The 18106-nt window shown below is 62.3% G+C and carries 18 protein-coding genes and 1 tRNA gene; 6 read left to right on the top strand and 13 right to left on the bottom strand.

Annotated features, from left to right (window positions below):
• Positions 1-29 precede the first annotated feature (29 nt).
• From pth to ACQRCJ_RS06015, 13 genes are all read right to left on the bottom strand, one after another.
• Positions 30-623 (bottom strand): aminoacyl-tRNA hydrolase, encoded by a 594-nt coding sequence (pth, locus tag ACQRCJ_RS06075; protein ID WP_204625904.1) that lies wholly within the window; start codon positions 621-623, stop codon positions 30-32.
• A 10-nt stretch (positions 624-633) separates the two neighbouring features.
• Entirely contained in the window at positions 634-1503 is an 870-nt protein-coding gene (locus ACQRCJ_RS06070) for an alpha/beta fold hydrolase (protein ID WP_168935715.1), read from the bottom strand.
• Between the two features lie 64 nt (positions 1504-1567).
• Complete coding sequence (locus ACQRCJ_RS06065; protein WP_168935716.1) at positions 1568-2158, bottom strand: 50S ribosomal protein L25/general stress protein Ctc; 591 nt, start codon at positions 2156-2158, stop codon at positions 1568-1570.
• A 72-nt stretch (positions 2159-2230) separates the two neighbouring features.
• Positions 2231-3175: a ribose-phosphate diphosphokinase gene (locus tag ACQRCJ_RS06060; RefSeq protein WP_168935717.1), complete on the bottom strand. Its 945-nt coding sequence runs from the start codon at positions 3173-3175 to the stop codon at positions 2231-2233.
• A gap of 45 nt (positions 3176-3220) precedes the next feature.
• Positions 3221-3295, bottom strand: a tRNA-Gln gene (locus ACQRCJ_RS06055).
• Positions 3286-4209, bottom strand: a complete 924-nt coding sequence (gene ispE, locus ACQRCJ_RS06050) for a 4-(cytidine 5'-diphospho)-2-C-methyl-D-erythritol kinase (protein ID WP_168935718.1) — start codon at positions 4207-4209, stop codon at positions 3286-3288. Before ispE ends, ACQRCJ_RS06055 begins: the two co-directional genes overlap by 10 nt.
• A 9-nt stretch (positions 4210-4218) precedes the next feature.
• Positions 4219-4752, bottom strand: a complete 534-nt coding sequence (hslV, locus tag ACQRCJ_RS06045; protein ID WP_072337505.1) for an ATP-dependent protease subunit HslV — start codon at positions 4750-4752, stop codon at positions 4219-4221.
• Entirely contained in the window at positions 4752-6167 is a 1416-nt protein-coding gene (locus ACQRCJ_RS06040) for a M48 family metallopeptidase (RefSeq protein ID WP_302261562.1), read from the bottom strand. Before ACQRCJ_RS06040 ends, hslV begins: the two co-directional genes overlap by 1 nt.
• 10 nt (positions 6168-6177) lie before the next feature.
• Positions 6178-7629: a cysteine--tRNA ligase gene (gene cysS / locus ACQRCJ_RS06035; RefSeq protein WP_168935720.1), complete on the bottom strand. Its 1452-nt coding sequence runs from the start codon at positions 7627-7629 to the stop codon at positions 6178-6180.
• Positions 7630-7644: 15 nt separating this feature from the next.
• The gene (gene rpiB, locus ACQRCJ_RS06030) at positions 7645-8073 is read right to left on the bottom strand and encodes a ribose 5-phosphate isomerase B (RefSeq protein WP_303955954.1); all 429 of its coding nucleotides are present in this window, start codon (positions 8071-8073) and stop codon (positions 7645-7647) included.
• Between the two features lie 15 nt (positions 8074-8088).
• On the bottom strand, positions 8089-8856 hold the full coding sequence (locus tag ACQRCJ_RS06025) for a hypothetical protein (protein ID WP_303930826.1): 768 nt from the start codon (positions 8854-8856) through the stop codon (positions 8089-8091).
• A complete protein-coding gene (locus tag ACQRCJ_RS06020) occupies positions 8853-10583 on the bottom strand; it encodes a tetratricopeptide repeat protein (RefSeq protein WP_303739990.1) in 1731 nt (576 codons plus the stop codon). Before ACQRCJ_RS06020 ends, ACQRCJ_RS06025 begins: the two co-directional genes overlap by 4 nt.
• A gap of 3 nt (positions 10584-10586) precedes the next feature.
• On the bottom strand, positions 10587-11681 hold the full coding sequence (locus ACQRCJ_RS06015) for a sigma-70 family RNA polymerase sigma factor (RefSeq protein WP_427799477.1): 1095 nt from the start codon (positions 11679-11681) through the stop codon (positions 10587-10589).
• 167 nt (positions 11682-11848) lie between these two features.
• On the opposite strand from ACQRCJ_RS06015, the gene ACQRCJ_RS06010 reads away from it, so the two are divergent.
• The 6 genes from ACQRCJ_RS06010 to radA all read left to right on the top strand — a co-directional run bounded on the left by ACQRCJ_RS06010 (position 11849) and on the right by radA (position 18105).
• Positions 11849-14251: a homocysteine S-methyltransferase family protein gene (locus tag ACQRCJ_RS06010; RefSeq protein ID WP_427799476.1), complete on the top strand. Its 2403-nt coding sequence runs from the start codon at positions 11849-11851 to the stop codon at positions 14249-14251.
• 4 nt (positions 14252-14255) lie between these two features.
• Positions 14256-14717, top strand: a complete 462-nt coding sequence (locus ACQRCJ_RS06005; protein ID WP_168935725.1) for a TlpA family protein disulfide reductase — start codon at positions 14256-14258, stop codon at positions 14715-14717.
• On the top strand, positions 14717-15187 hold the full coding sequence (locus tag ACQRCJ_RS06000) for an N-acetyltransferase (protein ID WP_289616020.1): 471 nt from the start codon (positions 14717-14719) through the stop codon (positions 15185-15187). Before ACQRCJ_RS06005 ends, ACQRCJ_RS06000 begins: the two co-directional genes overlap by 1 nt.
• A 1-nt stretch (position 15188) precedes the next feature.
• Entirely contained in the window at positions 15189-15734 is a 546-nt protein-coding gene (hpt, locus tag ACQRCJ_RS05995) for a hypoxanthine phosphoribosyltransferase (RefSeq protein WP_297138305.1), read from the top strand.
• A 23-nt stretch (positions 15735-15757) separates the two neighbouring features.
• A complete protein-coding gene (locus tag ACQRCJ_RS05990) occupies positions 15758-16465 on the top strand; it encodes a DUF3426 domain-containing protein (RefSeq protein ID WP_289616018.1) in 708 nt (235 codons plus the stop codon).
• 302 nt (positions 16466-16767) lie between these two features.
• Positions 16768-18105 carry a DNA repair protein RadA gene (radA, locus tag ACQRCJ_RS05985; RefSeq protein WP_297159824.1) on the top strand — a complete coding sequence of 446 codons (1338 nt, stop codon included), beginning with the start codon at positions 16768-16770 and terminating at the stop codon, positions 18103-18105.
• Position 18106: the final 1 nt, after the last annotated feature.

Genomic DNA, 18106 nt, shown 5'->3' with positions numbered 1-18106 from the left:
AAAAAAGCCGGCCACAGGCCGGCTCATGATCAGGAACGGGTCGCCCGCACAGCGGCTTCCAGTCCTTTTTTTGCAAAAATTTCCAGTACTTCAAGCGCCTTATCAGTCGCTGTCCGTATCTTGTCGGCATCTTCACTGCAAGGACGCCCCAGCACCCAGTTGATGACGTCCCCTTTCTGGGGAGGCCGCCCGATACCGATACGCAGACGGTAGAAGTCCGGTGTTCCCAGCAGCTGGGTGATGGACTTGAGCCCGTTGTGCCCGGCGTTGCCGCCCCCCTTCTTGAAGCGCAGCTCTCCGGCGGGGATGTCCAGTTCATCATGCACCACCACCAGCTGATCGGGGCGGATCTTGTGCCAAGCCAGCAGGGGCTGGACACACTGGCCGCTCAGATTCATGAAGGTCTGGGGCATGGCGGCCAGCCAGTCTCCGGGCAGCCCGTCATAGCGCAGCCGCCACAGTTCACAGGAGAATTTGCCTCCGTTCTGGCTCTGTACCTGGCCGCCTTCCCGGCGGGCATGATCCAGCAGGCTTTCCACAAAGGCAAAGCCGCAATTATGGCGCGTTCCGGCATACTGGTTGCCGGGATTGCCCAAACCAACGACGACACCACCAAAATCCATGACAGTTTCCTTACAGGTGAAGAGAGAGTGGCAGGCCGTGACCACTGGCCAGCGCCGCCACATGGGCGGCTGTCCTGGCGGCCACGACGGGGGAGAGGATGGCCAGATGGCCACCCCGAGGCAGCCAGATACAATGTTTTTCCGGGGCCGTCACCGCGGCGAACGTCTCCTCGATCAGAGGTCTGGTGAACAGAGCGTCGTCGAGAGCATTGAAAAGATAGAACGGGCAGTGGACCGTGGACGCTACCGAGGTGCTGAACAGGGAGTACAGGTACGCCAGGGGATAGCTTGTCCTGGCCTGCCGGCGATCAAGGGGAAGACGCAGGCAGCCGGCAAGGATCTTTTTGACCGACAGATAGCTGAATACGGGCAACGGCAGCCGGGGCAAGCAGGTACTGAGTATCTTCAGCCCGGCCAGCAGACGATCACGCTGCGCTGCCCAGGGAGCGAATCGGGTCAGTTCTATGACCCGGCGGCTTTGCGGGAAGATCCCGCTGAATGCGAAACAGGCACGCATCCGCTGACTGCGGGAGGCGTGGGCCATGGCCAGGATCCCTCCCTGACTGTGACCGGCAAGGAGCAGAGGCCCCATGCCGTGACCATGCAGCCAGCGTTCCGCATCCAGGCCGTCCTGCAGCAGGTCGTCAAAACTGAACAGACGCCGGTGCGGGTTGCTGCCATGTCCGGTCAGGTGCAGGGCCGCGACGGCAAGTCCGTTTTTCCAGAGGCAATGCAGGAACGTCCGGTACTGGACCGGACAGAACATGGTCCCCGGATAAAAAACGAGGCAGGAGGCGCCCGGTCTGGGCCACAGCTCGATGCTTATCTGCCGGTTTCCGTGGCGCAGGGTATGATACTGCAGGCGAGGAAGGCTGGACATACGTATAAAAATCAGGCCGGCCTCAAAAGAGACCGGCCTGAAAAAAACTGCGGTGAAAGGCGCCTTATTCGGCGGCTTCGGCAGCGTCCTTGCTCTTGGAGAACACGCTCACGATGGCGAAGTTCTTGTCGAACACGGCCTTCACGTTTTCGGGGAGAGCCAGGGTCTCCACGGTCACGCTGTCATTGATACCCATGTCGGTCACGTCGATGGTCACCTTCTTGGGCATGTCCAGGGGCTTGCTGCACAGACGCACGCTTTCGCGGTAGGTTTCCATCACGCCGCCCAGCTTGACGCCGCGGGCAACACCCACGAATTCGATCGGCACGTCGACCTTGACTTCCTTGTCCAGATCCACACCGTAGAAGTCCACATGGGTGAAGGCCTTCTTGTAGGGGTGCTTCTGCACTTCCCAGAACATGACGGGATGCACGGTCTTGGTGCCGTTGTCGTCGATTTCCAGGTTGAACACGGCGGTACGGCCCATTTCGGCGTACATCTTTTCCAGAGGCAGAGCAGGAGCCTGCACGGCGATGTTGTCACCCTTGGCGGTGTAGAACACACCGGGGATCATGTCCTGCGTGCGCGCACGGCCCGCAGGGCCTTTGCCGCTACCTTCACGCTTTTGCACGCTCAACGTCTTTTCAATGGTCATGTTTAACTCCTTACCTAGTGCCGCATGAAAGTGCGGGAAGTTTTCTTATTATGGAGTCGGGAAAACCCGGCATTATACAAAGAGAACGCTGACGGAGGAACCCGTGTGGATGTTGTGGATGGTCTTGCCCAGCAGGGCAGCCACAGACACCACCTGCAGCTTGGGACACTGTGCCAGCTTTTCACCCAGCGGGATGGTATCGGTCACGATGACGCGGTCCAGAGCCTCGGTAGCATTGATGCGGTCGATGGCGGGGCCGGACAGCACACCGTGGGAAGCACAGGCGATGATCTTCTTGGCGCCGTACTTGAGCAGCACGTCGGCACCGGCGCACAGGGTACCGGCAGTATCGATGATGTCGTCAACGATGATGGCGGTCTTGCCTTCCACGTCACCGATGACGTGCATGGCCTGGGCCTGGTTGGGCTTGTCGCGACGCTTGTCCACGATGGCCAGAGGAGCATTCAGGCGCTTGGCGTAGGAACGGGCGCGTTCCACACCGCCGGCGTCGGGGGAGACGATGACGATGTCGCCTTCGATCTGGCGCAGGGGTTCCATCATGACAGGAGCGGCATACAGGTTGTCCACAGGGCAGTTGAAGAAGCCTTGGATCTGACCGGCATGCATGTCGATGGTCACCACACGGCCGGCACCGGCCACGCTGATGAAGTCGGCCACCATCTTGGCGCTGATGGGGGCGCGGGGGCTCACCTTGCGGTCCTGGCGGGCATAGCCGTAGTAGGGGATCACAGCCGTGATGCGGCCGGCGCTGGCGCGCTTGAGGGCGTCGAGCATGAGGCAGAGCTGCATCAGGTTGCGGTTGACCAGCGGGGGACAGGTGGGCTGGACAACGAACACGTCATCGCCGCGCACGTTGTCGCCGATTTCAATGCGCAGCTCGCCATCGCTGAAGGTGGTTGCCAGAGTAGGAGTAAGCTGACAGCCGAGGTGGTCGCAAATGGCTTTGGCCAACTCGGGATTGGAAGAACCCGTGACAATCTTGAGATCGCTGAACATGGTCCGTTCACCTTGCCGATAGCGGCAGCAGTTATGGTTTGGGTGTGGCTGGGATGGAAGGGCTCGAACCTTCGAATGACGGAGCCAAAACCCGTTGCCTTACCACTTGGCTACATCCCAGCATTCATGGGCAGCACAAAGACCTTCCCGTACTGTGACTCCGGGCTTTGCGCTGCCGCCTCGGCTGCGTGACGGGCTGAGAACAGGCCGAACATGCTCGATCCACTGCCGCTCATGCGTGCACAAGCGGCCCCGGAATGGAGTAGATATTGGCGGATTGTCTCTAATTGCGGGTATTCACGCACAACGGCGGGCTCCAGATCGTTACGGATTTGGAGCACGTTTTCTGTGGTGATGCGGAACGTCGTTCCCGTCCCGGCATATTTACCCATCACGAGAAGCGTTTCATTATCCTTGCTCTCCGGATTTGTCAAGCCTTTACCACCAGCTTTTTCCGCTTCCGCCATCAAATCGTCATAGGCGCGGTAGGCCCAGGGGGTGGAGACCGACACGGGCGGACAGACCAGCACCAGCCACCAGCCGGGCAGATCCACTGCCGCGGGCGTCAGCACCTCGCCGATACCGGTCACGCGCCGGGGCTGCCCGTGAAGGAAAAAGGGGACGTCCGCACCGACCTTGATGGCGGCTTTTTCCAGCTCTTCCAGCGGCAGAGGCGTCTCCAGGCAGCTGTTGAGCCACAGGAGCAGGGCTGCGGCATCGCTGCTGCCGCCCCCCAGGCCTGCGCCGTGAGGGATACCCTTGCGCAGGGTGACATCCACGCCCGGGCAGACGGCCTGTTCCGGCAGCAGGGCCGCGAAAGCGGCATGGGCCTTGGTCAGGGTGTTATGCTCCAGGTCGATGCCGGGGGTATCGCAGAACACGCGGATGCCTGCCGCTTCCCTGCGTTCCACTTCCAGGACGTCGAACGGCCGGGCCAGCGGATAGAATACGGAATCGAGGGTATGATAGCCGTTGGGCAGGATGCCGGTTATCTCCAGCCCCAGATTGATCTTGCAACCGGTGCGGATCTCCACGCTGTCCCCCTACAGGGTCTCGACCACGAAATGGTCGTTGGTGTAGACGCAGATCTCCGAAGCGATCTTCATGGATTCCAGGGCCAGCTCCCGGGCGGGGAGGCTGCTGTGGCGCAGCAGGGCGCGGGCTGCGGAAAGGGCATAGGGGCCGCCGCTGCCGATGGCAGCCACGTCATCGTCGGGCTCGAACACGTCCCCGTTACCGGAAAGCAGCAGGATATGTTCGCCGTCAGAGACCAGGAGCATGGCTTCCAGGCGGCGTAGGTATTTGTCCTTGCGCCATTCCTTGGTCAGCTCCACAGCGGAACGCTGCAGATTGCCGCGAAATTCCTTGAGCTTGGCTTCGAACAGTTCGAACAGGGTGAAGGCATCGGCCGTGGCACCGGCAAAGCCGGCCACGATCTTGCCGTCATACAGGCGGCGCACCTTGCGGGCGGTGTGCTTCATGATCATGGACTGGCCCAGGGTGACCTGGCCATCCCCGGCCATGGCAACCTGTCCGTCCTTCTTGACTGCCAGAATCGTCGTCGCGTGCGTTTCTATCATCGGTCTTCCCAGATTTCCTTGCGTTCTTTGTACACCGCATCCAGCTTGCGGAAAGCCGCACTGTCGGCGGATTTTTCCGTCTTTGCCTTGGCCTGCTTGAAGTAGCGCTCTGCCAGCTTGCGGTTGTTGGAGTAAATGGCACTGTAGGCCATGTGGATGTAGGCCAGTCCGGTCTTGCCTATGGAGCCCAGCGAACGGGCATAGGCTTCATGGACATCGGCGGCTTCCGGCACGGCCCGCAGGACTTCCGTATAGTACGGCTGGGCCTGCTGGGCGCGGCCGGTCTCATCCAGCATGCGCGCATAAAAGAATCTGGCCATGAAATCGTTTTTGTCCAGCTGCATGGCCTGACGCAGCAGGCCTTCCGCCCTGGCCATGTCGCCTTTGCGGTAGTGGAATGTCCCGGCTTCGCGCAGCACCAGCGGGTCCTTGGGGGCCAGCTGCAAGGCCTGATCGAAGGCGGCGGCAGCTTCGCGCACGTTGTTCCTGCGCGAAAGGACCATGCCCCGCCCCATGCAGGAAAGGGCGTCCTTGCCGGAAAAACGCTGCAGGGCCGCCTGGCTGTCGCCGTAGCGTCCCCAAAGGACGGTCTGGACCCTTTTGAAGCGGCGATTGTCGAAGGACCGGTTGCGGATGGAAGCGGGGAAGGAACTCAGCCGGGCTTGGATGCCGTTGATGCGGTCACCGATATCTGGGTGGGTGGACAGATAGGCGGGCACGCTGGCTCCCGCCATCCAGCTTTTCTGGCGCATGATCTTGAAGCCGCCCACCATGCCGGAAGGCGGATAGCCCGCTTTGGTCAGGTACTGCAGGCCGATCTGGTCGGCTTCGTTCTCGTCCAGACGGCTGTAATTGAGCATGGCGGACTGGCCTGCGCCCAGGGCCCCGACGGCCACGGCGCCGCCTGCAGGCCCGCCGACGGCCACGCCGGCGATGGCCAGCAGCAAACTGCCCACGGACAGATACTGGGCCCGCTCCAGACGCGAGGCCACATGGCGCTGGGTCACATGGGCCAGCTCATGCGAAAGAACGCCAGCCAGCTGGCTCTCATCCTCGAAGTTCATGATCAGTCCGGTGAAGACATAGACATGACCGCCGGGAATGGCAAAGGCGTTCATGGCGTTATGCAGGATGACGCCGGACGTGAAAGTGAAGGGTTGGGGCGGGATGGCCTTGACCAGACGACGGACAAGGCCATCCACATATTTGCTGACTTCGGGGTCGTCGACCATGGGCAGGCTGGAGCGGATGGCCACATCGAATTTGTGCCCCATCTCCTTCTCGTCCTTGAGGGAGACCCCTCCGAAGAAGAATGCCCGGGCCGTCAGCGGCAGAAGCAGCTGGGCGACCAGGAAGACACTCAACATCACCAGCGCCACAGGGCGACGGAACTTCCCGAAACGATGCAGCATCGTCACCTCGCTAAGCTATATCCCAGACCTGCCCTTCCACGGTGTCGCGCACGGCCACGCCCAGTTCGGCAAGCGCGGCGCGCAGTTCGTCGGAGCGGGCAAAGTCCTTGGCGGCACGGGCCGCGGCACGCTCGTCCAGAAGGGCCTGCACGCGCGGCACGTCGATATTCAGACGGGCCGCCCGCTGGTCACGCAGGGCCAGCAGGAAGGTGGCCGGATCCTGGCCGAACAGGCCCAGCTGGGCCGACCAGTCATTGCGGCGCTCGAAGAACTCTTCCAGCAGACGGCGGGCGCCTTCGCCCGCGCGCAGGGCCTTGTCTTCCAGCACGCGGTTGACCAGGCGCACCTGGGAGAAGATGTGGCCAAGGGCCTGGGCCGTATTCACATCGTCGTCCAGAGCGGCATTGAAGCCCTGGCCGTGTTCGTCCCATTCCTTGAGGATGTCGGCGGGCAGATCGACTTTCTTCCACTTGGCGCGCTCCAGAGCCTTGCCGGCTTCCAGCTGGCATTCGTAGATGCGCTGCAGGGCCTTTTCGGACTCGTCCATGATGTCGGCCGTGAAGTCGATGGGGCTGCGGTAATGCTTGCCCAGCAGGAAGAAGCGCAGGGTCTCGGGCAGGTAGCTGGCCAGGATATCGCGGATTGTCTTGAAGTTGCCCAGCGACTTGGACATCTTTTCGGCATTGACCTGCACGAAGCCGTTATGCACCCAGAAACGGGCCAGCTGGCAGCTGCAGGCGGCTTCGGTCTGGGCGATCTCGTTCTCGTGATGGGGGAAGATGAGGTCCTGGCCGCCGCCGTGGATATCCAGGGGCAGATATTCCTTGCTCATGGCCGAGCATTCGATATGCCAGCCGGGACGGCCCTTGCCCCAGGGGCTTTCCCAGAAGGGCTCACCGGGCTTGGCTGCCTTCCACAGGGCAAAGTCCAAGGGATCCTGCTTTTCTTCACCGGGCGCCACGCGGGCACCGGCCTGCAATTCGTCCAGGCTGCGGCCGGAGAGCTTGCCGTAAGGCGGATAGGCACGCACGCGGAAGTACACGTCGCCGGACGGCACGGCATAGGCCTTGCCCTGGGCGATGAGCTCGGAACAGAGATCCTGCATCTGCTGGATGTATTCGGTGGCGCGGGGCTCGTGATCGGCACGCACCACGTTCAGGCGGTCCATGTCTTCATGGAAGGCATCGATGTAGGTCTGTCCCACTTCACGCCAGTCGCGTTTTTCTTCATTGGCGCGGCGGATGATCTTGTCGTCCACGTCGGTGAAGTTGCGGACAAAGGTCACATCCAGCCCCAGGGCGCGCAGATGGCGCACCAGCACGTCGAAGACCAGGGCGGACCGGGCATGGCCGATGTGGCAGTAGTCATAGGCGGTGATGCCGCAGACATACATGTTGACCTTGCCGGGCCGGACAGGGACGAATTCTTCCTTTTTACGGGTAAGGGTATTGTACAGCTGCATGACAGGTCCCACAGACTAGGCGTTGAGGAGGTCGATGCGGCGCTGATGGCGGCCGCCTTCGAATTCGGTGGACAGGAAGGTATCGACGATGGCAAGCGCCAGCTCCACGCCCGTGACCCGGGCCCCCAAGCACAGCACGTTGGCATTGTTGTGCAGGCGGGTGAGGCGGGCATGCAGTTCCGTGGTGCACAGCGCCGCGCGGATGCCCTTGTGACGGTTGGCCGCTATGGACATGCCGATCCCCGTACCGCAGATCAGGATGCCGGGCACATCTTCGGCTTCGACAGCATTGCACAGGGCGTGGGCGAACACGGGGTAATCGCAGCTTTCCTTGCTGTAGGTGCCGTGGTCGGTGACCGTATAGCCCATCTTTTCCAGATGGGCGCGCAGGGTTTCCTTGAGTTCGATACCGGCGTGGTCACAGGCCATGTGGATGGATTTCATGATCTCTCCTTAGGGTTATTGCTGGGGAGCCGTGTAGCGTTCCAGGGGCAGCACCGGGGTGCTGTCCGGCAGAAGCAGACTCAGCTGTTCGTTATTGAAAGGAGCCGGGGCCTGACGTTCCTTGACCAGCAGCACGGCCGTCTGGCCGTCGGGGTGGCGCAGGCTCACGCGACGGGGCAGACCGGCCTCGTCATACGCGATGGCCATGCTCCAGCCGCGACTGCCGTTTTCCTGCCAGGCCACAGCCTGGCCCTGGGCGTCGATCTCCAGAAGGCCGCCCACGGCAGAAGAAAGGATAAAGCCGACATGGCCGTTGGCAAGGGCCTGACTGTCGGAGTAGCGGTCACCGAAGACCGTCACGAGACGGCCGTTGAGCAGGGCCGCCAGCTCATCCAGGGCAAAAGGCACCGGTACGCCGACGCGCAGCAGAGGCTTGTTGCTGCCCTGATGGAAAAAGGCCCGGTTTTCCGTGGGACTGTACACGAGGAACTCATCGCCGGATTCCCAGATCTTGGCCACTACGGCCCCGATACCGGCCATGACGTCCATGCGCAGGCTCCGGCTGTCATTGCCCCAGAGCAGGGCCGTGACACGCCGGGTATCGCCCTCCGTACCAAAACGCAGACTGGCGTTCAAAAGATAAGGGGCTTCCTTGACGGCTCCGCTGCGGGCCACGAAGGCCTGCCAGCGGTCGGCGCTGTCGGCAGGCGGCACGGTGGAAGGCTGGCGGGCACAGGCCGAAGCCATGAACATCAGGACGATGAGACAAAGGATCTTTTTCATAGGTCCCCCAGACGCTGGCGCAGGGATTCCGCATTGGCGGGTTTGAGTTTCAGGGCCTGTTCGTAGGCCTTGCGGGCTTCCTCTTTCTGGCCCGCGGCGGCGGCGATGTCGCCGTAATGTTCCAGTATCTCGGCTTCGGGCGAGGGGACGAGAGCCACCGCACGCCGGATGTTCTGCAGGGCCTCTTCCGTACGGCCCAGGCGGAACAGGGCCCAGGCCAGGGAATCCACGATGAAGAACTGGTCAGGGGCCAGACGGTCGGCCCGCTGCAGCAGCTCCAGGGCGTGTTCCAGATCCTTCCCCTGGACGGCCAGGCTGTAGCCCACATAGTTCAGGGCCTGATAGTGCTCCGGATGGCTGGCGATGATGCCCTGCATGACCTTCATGGCTTCATCACGCTTGCCGAGGCTGTCCAGAAGGCTGCCGAGGGTAAAGGCCAGTTCCGAGCTTTCCGGGACGATCTCCACGGCCTGACGGGCCCTGGCCAGGGCCTCGTCCATGGCCTTGAGACGGGCCAGCAGACGGACCTCCAGCAACAGCAGGGTCTCGTTGCGGGCATGGCGCTGCTGCAGATTGCGCACGGAGGCCAGCGCCTCTTTTTCCTTGCCCGCATCGGCCAGGATCTGGGCTTTCAGCCCTTCCGCCTGTACGGCCGTGGGACTGCTGGCCGGGATCCGGGCCAGCCAGCTCAGGGCCAGTTCCGTGTCACGGCGCTGGTCGCGGGCGATACCGGCCAGCATCAGGAAAACGTCAGGCGGTACGCCCGGCTCGTCCAGCATCTCCTTGAGCAGCCGCTCTGCCTGCAAATAATGGCGGCTTTCCAGGAACATGCTGATGGCGGTGAGCTTGAACGCCGCGGCATCCGGGCCCTTGCGGAAATATTTCAGGGCCTTTTCCGGCTGGTTGAGACGCAGCGAAAGGTGGACGAGGCGCAGGCATACATCCTGCTCGGAGACCTGGAGCTTGAGCAGCTTTTCGTAGATGGTGCGGGCCTCGTTCCACTGCTTTTGCTGTTCGTAGGCATAGGCCAGCTCCACCAGGGCCTCGACAAAGTCCGGCATGGCCTGGATGGCCTTCTGGAGCAGCGGGATGGCTTCCGCACGGCGCTGCATCCCGATCAGGGCCCGGGCATGGTAATAATCCACCATGGGCGTCCGTTCACCGGCAGCGATACTGCCGATGTGCTTTTCCGCCTCATCGAATCTTTTGGCCTTGACCAGCAGCAGGATCAGCTCCATGCGGGCATCCAGGGAGTCGGGATGCCGCGCCACGAAGGCCCGGATCTGCTCCAGGCCCTGTTCCGTCTTGCCGTGGGCCGCCAGGGCCTCGGCGCTGAACAGATTGAGGGGCAGATCGTCGGGCCAGACCTGCAGGCCCAGCTCCAGCAGGGGCAGCACCTTTTCCGAACGACGGCTGTCCAGCCACAGGGCGCCTTCCAGCCAAGCCTTGGCAGGCAGGGTGCCGCCGGTCATCTGCTGGGCCGCCTGCAGGAGCAGTTCTTCATCCTCGTCGGCAAGGGCCTGCATATAAAGGAGATAGGCGTAGGTATCCTTGGCGGCCGGCGAAAGCTCTTTTTCCTCGGGCAGGATCTCGATGCCCTGGAAAGAGGGGGAAGCGGCCCCGCTCCGGGGCTGGGTGGAGGCACAGCCGCCGCATCCCAGCAGGGAAAGGGACAGCGAACCGCTCAGCAGGGCAGAGCAGAGCAGGAGGATGGTCTTGTTTCTCATAGATTATTGAATCCAGGCGTCGGAAAAGTCCTTGATGTCCAGGGCCAGATGCTGGCGGATCTTCTCCAGGAGACGGGCTTCCAGCTGGCGCACGCGTTCGCGGGTCACGTTATATCGTTCACCGATCTCGCGCAAGGTGACGGGGTCATCTGTCAGCAGCCGGTTCTGCAGGATGTAGAGTTCCTTCTCGTTGAGCTTGGGCAGGATGGTCTTGAGCTTTTCGCGCAGCAGCTCCGCCACTTCGGAATCCCCCAGACTGTCCTCGATGCCCGGTCCCAGGGCCGGAAGGAAGTCCATGCGGGTGGCGCCGCCCGTATCTTCCCCCACCTGGGCGTTGAGGGAAAGGTCGTTGGCGGCAAGGCGCTGATCCATCTCCGTGATCTGTTCTTCACTGACGCCCAGACGCTCGGAGAGCATGGCGGCGTCGGGATCGAAGCCCTGGGCGATCAGCTTTTGCCGTTCACGGTTGAGATTGTAGAACAGCTTTCGCTGCACCTGGGTGGTGCCGATCTTGACCATGCGCCAGTTATCCATGATGAACTTGAGGATATAGGCCTTGATCCAGAAAGAGGCGTAGTAGGAGAACTTGATGCCCTTGTCGGGGTCGAACTTGTTGACGGCCCGCATGAGGCCCACATTGCCTTCCTGGACGAGGTCGAGGACGTTCTGCATCCAGCGGCGCTGGAAGTCCATGGCGATGCGTACCACAAGGCGCAGATGCGACGAGACCAGCCTGAAGGCGGCGTCGGGGTCGTTGTGATCGCGCACCCGCACGGCCAGCTCGTGTTCTTCCTCGGGCTTGAGCATGGGGAAGCGGCTCACCTCGCGCAGGTAAAGCTGCAAACTGTCCCGGCCGTCGGTGGACGGCAGGCGGGGCATGGACGGCGCAGGGAGGCTGGATTCGTCATGGCTGCCTTCGGTAAGCAGCATGGGGCCGTCGTCGCCCACATCCAGAATCTCGCCCTGGTCGAGGCTGTCCTCATCGAGTTCTTCCAGCGAGTCCAGAGAGCTGTCTTCGTCTGCGGCATCCAGGACTTCCACGTCCGCCACAGGCGCGGAAGAAGGGTGATCGGGGACATTCTTGTTGTTTTTCTTCATTATTTTCCTCAGGGGGCTGATGACATCCCTGATGTCGGTGTAGCCCCATGCTATAGTTTTGATTTGTCCTTTTCAATGATTTTCAGTAGTAAAAGCCTTGCGGCTGCCTTGCAGCCGGCCCTTTGACGGGCAGATGCCACATTTTATTACAAAGGCTGGGTACAGGAATGAAATTTGTTCAGCGCCTTGCGGAAAGGCGCCCGTTGTTGCTCGATGGCGCCATGGGGACCATGTTGCAGGCTTCCGGCCTGCCAGCCGGGGTGAGCCCGGAAGAGTTCTGCATGGAGCGACCGGATATCCTTCAGGGTATCCACAAAGCCTATCTCGATGCAGGAGTGGACATCATCACTTCGTGCACGTTCGGCGGCAATCCCTGCAAACTCCCGGCCTCCCTGGATGTTTTTACGTTCAACAAGCGTATGGTGGAGACCGCGCGCGCCGCGGCCGCCCAGGCCGGGCGTCCTGTCTTCGTAGCCGGCAACGTGGGCCCGAGCGGTCATTTTGCCCGTCCGCTGGGCGATATGGAGCCTGAGGAACTCATCAAGGCCTTCTCGGAACAGATCCGCGGCCTCGTGGCCGGCGGGGCGGACCTCATCTTCATCGAGACTCAGTTCGACCTGGCCGAAGCCAGGGCCGCCGTGACGGCTGCGCGTCAGGTCTGCGACCTGCCCGTCATGGTCTCCATGACTTTCGAGCAGGGCGTCAGCCTGACGGGCTCTTCGCCCACCATCTTTGCCGAGACCATGCAGAACATGGGCGTGGCGGCCCTGGGCACCAACTGCAGTCTGGGGCCGGATCAGATGCTGCCCGTGATGGAAGAGCTGCTGTCCGTCTGTTCCTGCCCCGTCGTCGCGGAACCCAATGCCGGTCTGCCGGAGCTGCGCGGCTCGGAGACCGTCTTCCCTCTGGGGCCGGAGGCCTTTGCCCAGAAAACGGCGGCCTTCGCCGCCCGCGGGGCACGGGTGCTGGGCGGCTGCTGCGGCACCACGCCCCAGCATCTGGCGGCCCTGCGTCAGGCCCTGGAAAGCGTGACCTGCGACGAGCGTCCGGTGGTCAGCCCTTCGGGCATCTGCCTGACCAGCCGTTCGCAGCTCCTGCGCCTGGGAGAAGGGCAGCCGTTCAGCGTCATCGGTGAGCGCATCAATCCCACGGGCAAGAAGGAGCTGACCCGCCAGCTGCAGGCCGGGCAGTTCGATGAAGCCTTCCGCCTGGCCGATGAGCAGCTGCAGGCCGGGGCCCGCATCCTTGATGTGAACGTGGGCGCCTCTCTGGTGGACGAGACCGTGCTCCTGCCCGATCTGGTGCAGCGTCTGGTCTCCCGGGTGGACGTGCCCCTGTCGCTGGATTCTTCCAATGCCCAGGCCATCGCCCGTGCCTTGCCCTACTGTCCGGGCTCCTTCCTTGTCAATTCCATCAGCGGCGAAGCCGGGCGCATGGAGCTGCTGGGACCTGTCTGCCGTGATTTCGGCGCGCCCTTCATCCTGCTTCCCCTGCAGGGGACGAAACTGCCCGTCCGGGCCTCCGAGCGTATCGCCATCGTGGAAAAGCTGCTGGAGCAGGCCGACTCCCTGGGTATCCCCCGCCGTCTGGTGATGGTGGACATCCTGGCCCTGTCGGTGTCCTCCAAGCTTGAAGGCGCCCTGCAATGCCTTGAGATGGTCCGCTGGTGCCGCAGCCAGGGTCTGGCGACCACACTGGGCCTTTCCAATGTTTCGTTCGGCCTGCCTGCCCGCGACCTGCTCAATGCCACCTTCATGGCCATGTGCGCGGGCGCCGGTCTGTCCTCCTGCATCGCCAATCCTTCCGCTCCCCGTCTGCATGAGGCCTGCGATGCCGTGGCCGTGCTGCAGGGGAGCGACAGCAATGCCGGGTCGTTCATCGCCTCCTATGCCGGCTGGAAGGCCAGCGGCGGTGTGGTCAGGGCCGGCAAGGGCCCGGGCGCCGCTGCCGAGACCCTGGGGGATGCCGTCCTTTTCGGCGATCTGGAAAACGTGCTGCCCCTGCTGGAAAAGGAACTGGCCGCCGGTGCCGAGCCTTTCGCCCTGGTGCAGGACGTCCTGATCCCGGCCATCACCGAAGTGGGGACGCGCTATGAGCGCCGGGAGTATTTCCTGCCGCAGCTCATCCGCGCGGCGGAGACCATGCAGAAGGCCTTTGCCCATCTCAAGCCCTTGCTGGAGAAGAGCCGCGGCCCCGAGGAACGTCCCGTGATCGTCATGGCCACTGTGGAAGGGGACATCCACGATATCGGTAAGAACATCGTCTGCCTGCTGCTGGGCAACCACGGATTCGACGTCATCGACGCCGGCAAGGATGTCCCGGCGGAGCAGATTGTCGCTTGCGCTTTGGAACATAAGGCGCGTATCATCGGCCTGTCGGCTCTGATGACCACGACAATGGTACGGATGGAAGATACCATCCGTCTGGTGCGGGAGCGCAATCTCCCCATCAAGGTGCTGGTGGGCGGCGCTGCCGTGACCCAGGCCTTTGCCGATGCCATCGGCGCGGATGCCTATTGCGAAGATGCGGTCAGCGCAGTGCGGGCCGCCAAACAGTTTGTCACAGGATAATCCCATGAAGCGATTTATTTTGCCCCTGCTGCTTCTGACCCTGTTCCTGCCCTGCCTGGCGCAGGCCCAGGAGTACAAGACCGTGGGGCTCAAGGACCTGACCTCCATAGTGGCCCAGAACAAGGGCAAGGTCGTCATGCTCAACTTCTTCGCCACCTGGTGCCCCCCCTGCCGTGAGGAGATCCCGGATCTTGTCAGCCTGGCGCCCAAGTACGAGGGCAAGGTCGTCATCGTGGGCCTTTCGGTGGATGAGGACGCGAGCACGCTCCCGGCCTTCCTCAAGCGGCTGAAGGTCGACTACCCTGTGTACAGGGCCAGTGAAGACGTGATCCGCGCCTTCAACGTGCGCACCATCCCGCACAATGTTTTTTACGGCAAGAACGGGCGTCTGGCCCTGATGGGGTCGGGCATGGTCTCGAAAAAAGAACTGACGGAAATCTTTGATTCTCTCGGAGAGCAAAAATAATGAGCGACACCTACACGGTACGCCGTGCGACCATGGACGATGTGAAGGATATCCATGCCCTGCTGATGGAAAATGCGCGCAAGGGCCTGCTGCTGCCCCGTGCGCTGATCTTTCTGTACGGCCATGTCCGTAATTTCCTGGTCATCGACGACCCCCGGGGCGGCCTGGCCGCCTGTTGCGCCCTGGCGCCTGTCTGGGAGGATCTGGCCGAAGTCTGCTCCCTGGCCGTGCGCGAAGATCTGCGCAAGCAGGGCCTGGGCCGCAAGATCGTGATGGCCTGTGTCGATGACTGTCGCATCCTGCACCTCAAGAAGGTCTTCTCCCTGACGTATCAGGCGGCTTTCTTTGAGCGCATCGGTTTCCATGAGGTGGACAAGGGCGTCCTGCCCCAGAAGATCTGGGCCGACTGCGTGCATTGCGCCAAGTACCCCGACTGCGACGAAACCGCCATGTTCCTGGAGCTCGATTAAGATGAACGCCATCAAGGAACGCAAGATCGTCTATACCTCCGGCCAGATCGCCGAGCGCGTGCGTGCCATGGCCGCCGAGATCGATGCCTTTTACGGAGATGAGCCCCTGGTGGCCGTATGCGTCCTCAAGGGCGCTGTGTTCTTCTTCACCGACCTCGTCCGGGCCATGCGTTCGGAGAACCTCGAACTGGATTTCGTCCGTCTGTCCAGCTACGGCAAGGGGACGTCCAGTTCCCGCCATGTGGTGTTCAGCAAGGACGTGGACTGCGACATCACCGGCAAGCATGTGCTGATCGTCGAGGACGTGGTGGACAGCGGTCTGTCCATGCAGTTCCTGATGCGCCAGTTCGAGGCCCGCGGGGCCCGCAGCCTGCGTCTGGCCGCGCTGGTGGACAAGAACGAACGCCGCGAAGTGGACGTGCGCGTCGATTTTGCGGGCTTCAAGCTCGAGGAAGGGTTCATCGTCGGCTACGGCCTTGACTATGCTGAAAAATATCGGGCCCTGCCTGATGTGGAAGAGCTGGTCTTCGAATCCGCCGGGGACTAGCACCTGCCCGCACCTGGAGCCAAATGATGGAAATTCAATGCCCTCACTGCGCCAGCCGTTTCAACCTGCCGGAACATCTTGCCCGGCCGGGTGCGAAATTGCGCTGCTCCGTATGCAAGACGGTCTTTGCCCTGCAATTGCCTGAGCCTGCCCCTGCGCCCATCCCGGATCTTCTGCCGGACGATGTGGAGCAGCCCCGCCCCCGGCGCCGCTGGCTGTTCTGGCTGATGCTGCTGCTTCTGCTGGCCTGCGGCGGTGCCGCTGTCTACTGGTACTGCTGGCATGAGCGCCCCCTGACACCTGTCCAGGGAACGGCAGCCACCGCTGAGAACATCGCCCTGCTGACCATGAAGGACGTGCGCCAGTACTATGTGAACAACGAAAAGATGGGCAAGATCCTGGTCATCGAGGGCAGGGTGGTCAATGAATTCCCCCAGCCCGTGAGCATGATCACCGTGGAAGCCGTACTTTACGGTCAGGATCAGAAGGTCATCGCCTCCAATCGCCAGACCGCCGGCAACCAGCTGACCCCCTTGCAGCTCTCCGTACTGGACAAGGAAGCCATGGCCAGCCGTCTGGCCGACCCCGAGAAAGAGCAGGGGGCCAATGTGACCCTGCTGCCCGGTGCCAGCGCTCCCTTCATGGTCGTGTTCGACAGCCCGCCCAACGATGTCAGCGAGTTCTACGTCGCCATCGTGGATGCGCAGAAGGGAGTGCCCCTGCCCCGCTAGACATCCCGGCAAAACTGCTCTCAAGCCCCGCAAGGGGCTTTTTTTATGCCCTTGGGATACATCGGTGATGCCGGAAAGCGGGGCGGATAGGCCCCAGAAACTCTGCAATGCCGCGAAAGGGCGCATTGGAAAGAACTATTGGAGTCATGTGATAAAAAACACAAATAGTGATGCACAGTCATGACGCAATTCCGCATCATGACTGCATCCGTGACGGCGCGATATTGCAACACACCGAACACAAGAGCTGAACTTTGCTGCACATGCTTGCATGGGCTGCACTTTTTTTTTATTTTTATGCCATGGCTAAAACGAGAGAAGTCTTTATCTGTTCAGCCTGTGGCGCACAGACCCTGCAATGGCGTGGTCAATGCCCCGGCTGCCATGAGTGGAACACCCTTCAGGCCGCGGCACAGCCCAAGGCCCTGTCCCGCAGCAACACCAGGGTATCCGTCCCTGCGGGCAACCGGCCTGTTCCTTTGCAGGACGTAGCCGAGACCGGGCATCATCCCTATCCCAGCGGCATCGCCTCACTGGACAGGGTGCTGGGCAAGGGTCTGGTGCCGGGTGCGGCCATCCTCATCGGCGGCGAGCCGGGCATCGGCAAATCCACCCTGCTGCTGCAGGTGGCTGGGCTGGTCGCTGCCCAGGGGGGCAGAGTGCTTTATGCCAGCGGCGAAGAATCCCTGCCGCAGATCAAGGCGCGGGGACAGCGGCTCGGCATGCTGCATGACAACCTGCTGGCCATGTCCACCTCCAGTGTGGACGAGGTCATCGCCGCCCTGGAGCTGGCTCCGCCCCGTTTGCTGGTGGTGGACTCGGTACAGACCATGAGCAGCGTCGATGCCGAAGGCCTTCCCGGCAATGTCAATCAGGTGCGTGCCGTGAGCATGGCCCTGCTGGAAGCCTGCCGCCGTCTGGGCGTCACGCTGGTGCTGGTGGGCCATGTGACCAAGGACGGTGTCCTGGCTGGTCCCCGCCTGCTGGAGCATATGGTGGATACCGTCATCTCTCTTGAAGGCGACCGCCGCCAGATGTTCCGCCTGCTGCGCGTCTTCAAAAACCGTTTTGGCCCCAATGAAGAGCTGCTGGTCTTCCGCATGGGGGGCCGGGGCATGGAAGTGGTGGATGACCCCTCCACCTTTTTCCTGGGCGATCGCGACGCCTCCCTCTCCGGCACGGCGGTGGTCATGGCCGTGGACGGGCAGCGCCCGCTGGCGGTGGAAGTGCAGGCCCTGGTGGCCCGGACCTTCCTCAGCATCCCCCGGCGTGCGGCCCTCGGCTTCGATGCCAACCGTCTGCATTTGCTGCTGGCCGTGCTGGAAAAGCGCCTCAAACTCAATTTCGGACAGGTGGACATCTATGCCAAGGTCGGCGGCGGCATGAAGCTGCAGGAGCCCGGGCTGGACCTGGCCCTGGTGGCGGCGGTGCTGTCGTCGTATTATGACGTGCCGCTGCCGGAAAAGTGTGTCCTGTGGGGCGAGGTGGACCTCAACGGTCAGGTGCGGCCCGTGGCCGCCCACGACCTTCGTCTGGCCCAGGCGCGCCGTCTGGGCTTCGAGCCCGTGATTCATCCCGGCAAGGGCGGCATCGCGACCATCGCCGACCTGCAGCAGAAACTCTTTCATCGCAAACAGTGAG

It is taken from the genome of Desulfovibrio sp. SGI.102 (assembly GCF_050314315.1).
In the GTDB taxonomy this organism is placed as follows: Bacteria; Desulfobacterota; Desulfovibrionia; order Desulfovibrionales; family Desulfovibrionaceae; genus Desulfovibrio.
This window is presented reverse-complemented; position numbering and strand designations above follow the sequence as displayed.

Coding starts and splice junctions, on each gene's coding strand:
- pth (WP_204625904.1), bottom strand. CDS start 623: ATGGATTTTGGTGGTGTCGTCGTTGGTTTGGGCAATCCCGGCAACCAG.
- ACQRCJ_RS06070 (WP_168935715.1), bottom strand. CDS start 1,503: ATGTCCAGCCTTCCTCGCCTGCAGTATCATACCCTGCGCCACGGAAAC.
- ACQRCJ_RS06065 (WP_168935716.1), bottom strand. CDS start 2,158: ATGACCATTGAAAAGACGTTGAGCGTGCAAAAGCGTGAAGGTAGCGGC.
- ACQRCJ_RS06060 (WP_168935717.1), bottom strand. CDS start 3,175: ATGTTCAGCGATCTCAAGATTGTCACGGGTTCTTCCAATCCCGAGTTG.
- ACQRCJ_RS06040 (WP_302261562.1), bottom strand. CDS start 6,167: ATGCTGCATCGTTTCGGGAAGTTCCGTCGCCCTGTGGCGCTGGTGATG.
- cysS (WP_168935720.1), bottom strand. CDS start 7,629: ATGCAGCTGTACAATACCCTTACCCGTAAAAAGGAAGAATTCGTCCCT.
- rpiB (WP_303955954.1), bottom strand. CDS start 8,073: ATGAAATCCATCCACATGGCCTGTGACCACGCCGGTATCGAACTCAAG.
- ACQRCJ_RS06025 (WP_303930826.1), bottom strand. CDS start 8,856: ATGAAAAAGATCCTTTGTCTCATCGTCCTGATGTTCATGGCTTCGGCC.
- ACQRCJ_RS06020 (WP_303739990.1), bottom strand. CDS start 10,583: ATGAGAAACAAGACCATCCTCCTGCTCTGCTCTGCCCTGCTGAGCGGT.
- ACQRCJ_RS06015 (WP_427799477.1), bottom strand. CDS start 11,681: ATGAAGAAAAACAACAAGAATGTCCCCGATCACCCTTCTTCCGCGCCT.
- ACQRCJ_RS06010 (WP_427799476.1), top strand. CDS start 11,849: ATGAAATTTGTTCAGCGCCTTGCGGAAAGGCGCCCGTTGTTGCTCGAT.
- ACQRCJ_RS06005 (WP_168935725.1), top strand. CDS start 14,256: ATGAAGCGATTTATTTTGCCCCTGCTGCTTCTGACCCTGTTCCTGCCC.
- ACQRCJ_RS06000 (WP_289616020.1), top strand. CDS start 14,717: ATGAGCGACACCTACACGGTACGCCGTGCGACCATGGACGATGTGAAG.
- hpt (WP_297138305.1), top strand. CDS start 15,189: ATGAACGCCATCAAGGAACGCAAGATCGTCTATACCTCCGGCCAGATC.
- ACQRCJ_RS05990 (WP_289616018.1), top strand. CDS start 15,758: ATGATGGAAATTCAATGCCCTCACTGCGCCAGCCGTTTCAACCTGCCG.
- radA (WP_297159824.1), top strand. CDS start 16,768: ATGGCTAAAACGAGAGAAGTCTTTATCTGTTCAGCCTGTGGCGCACAG.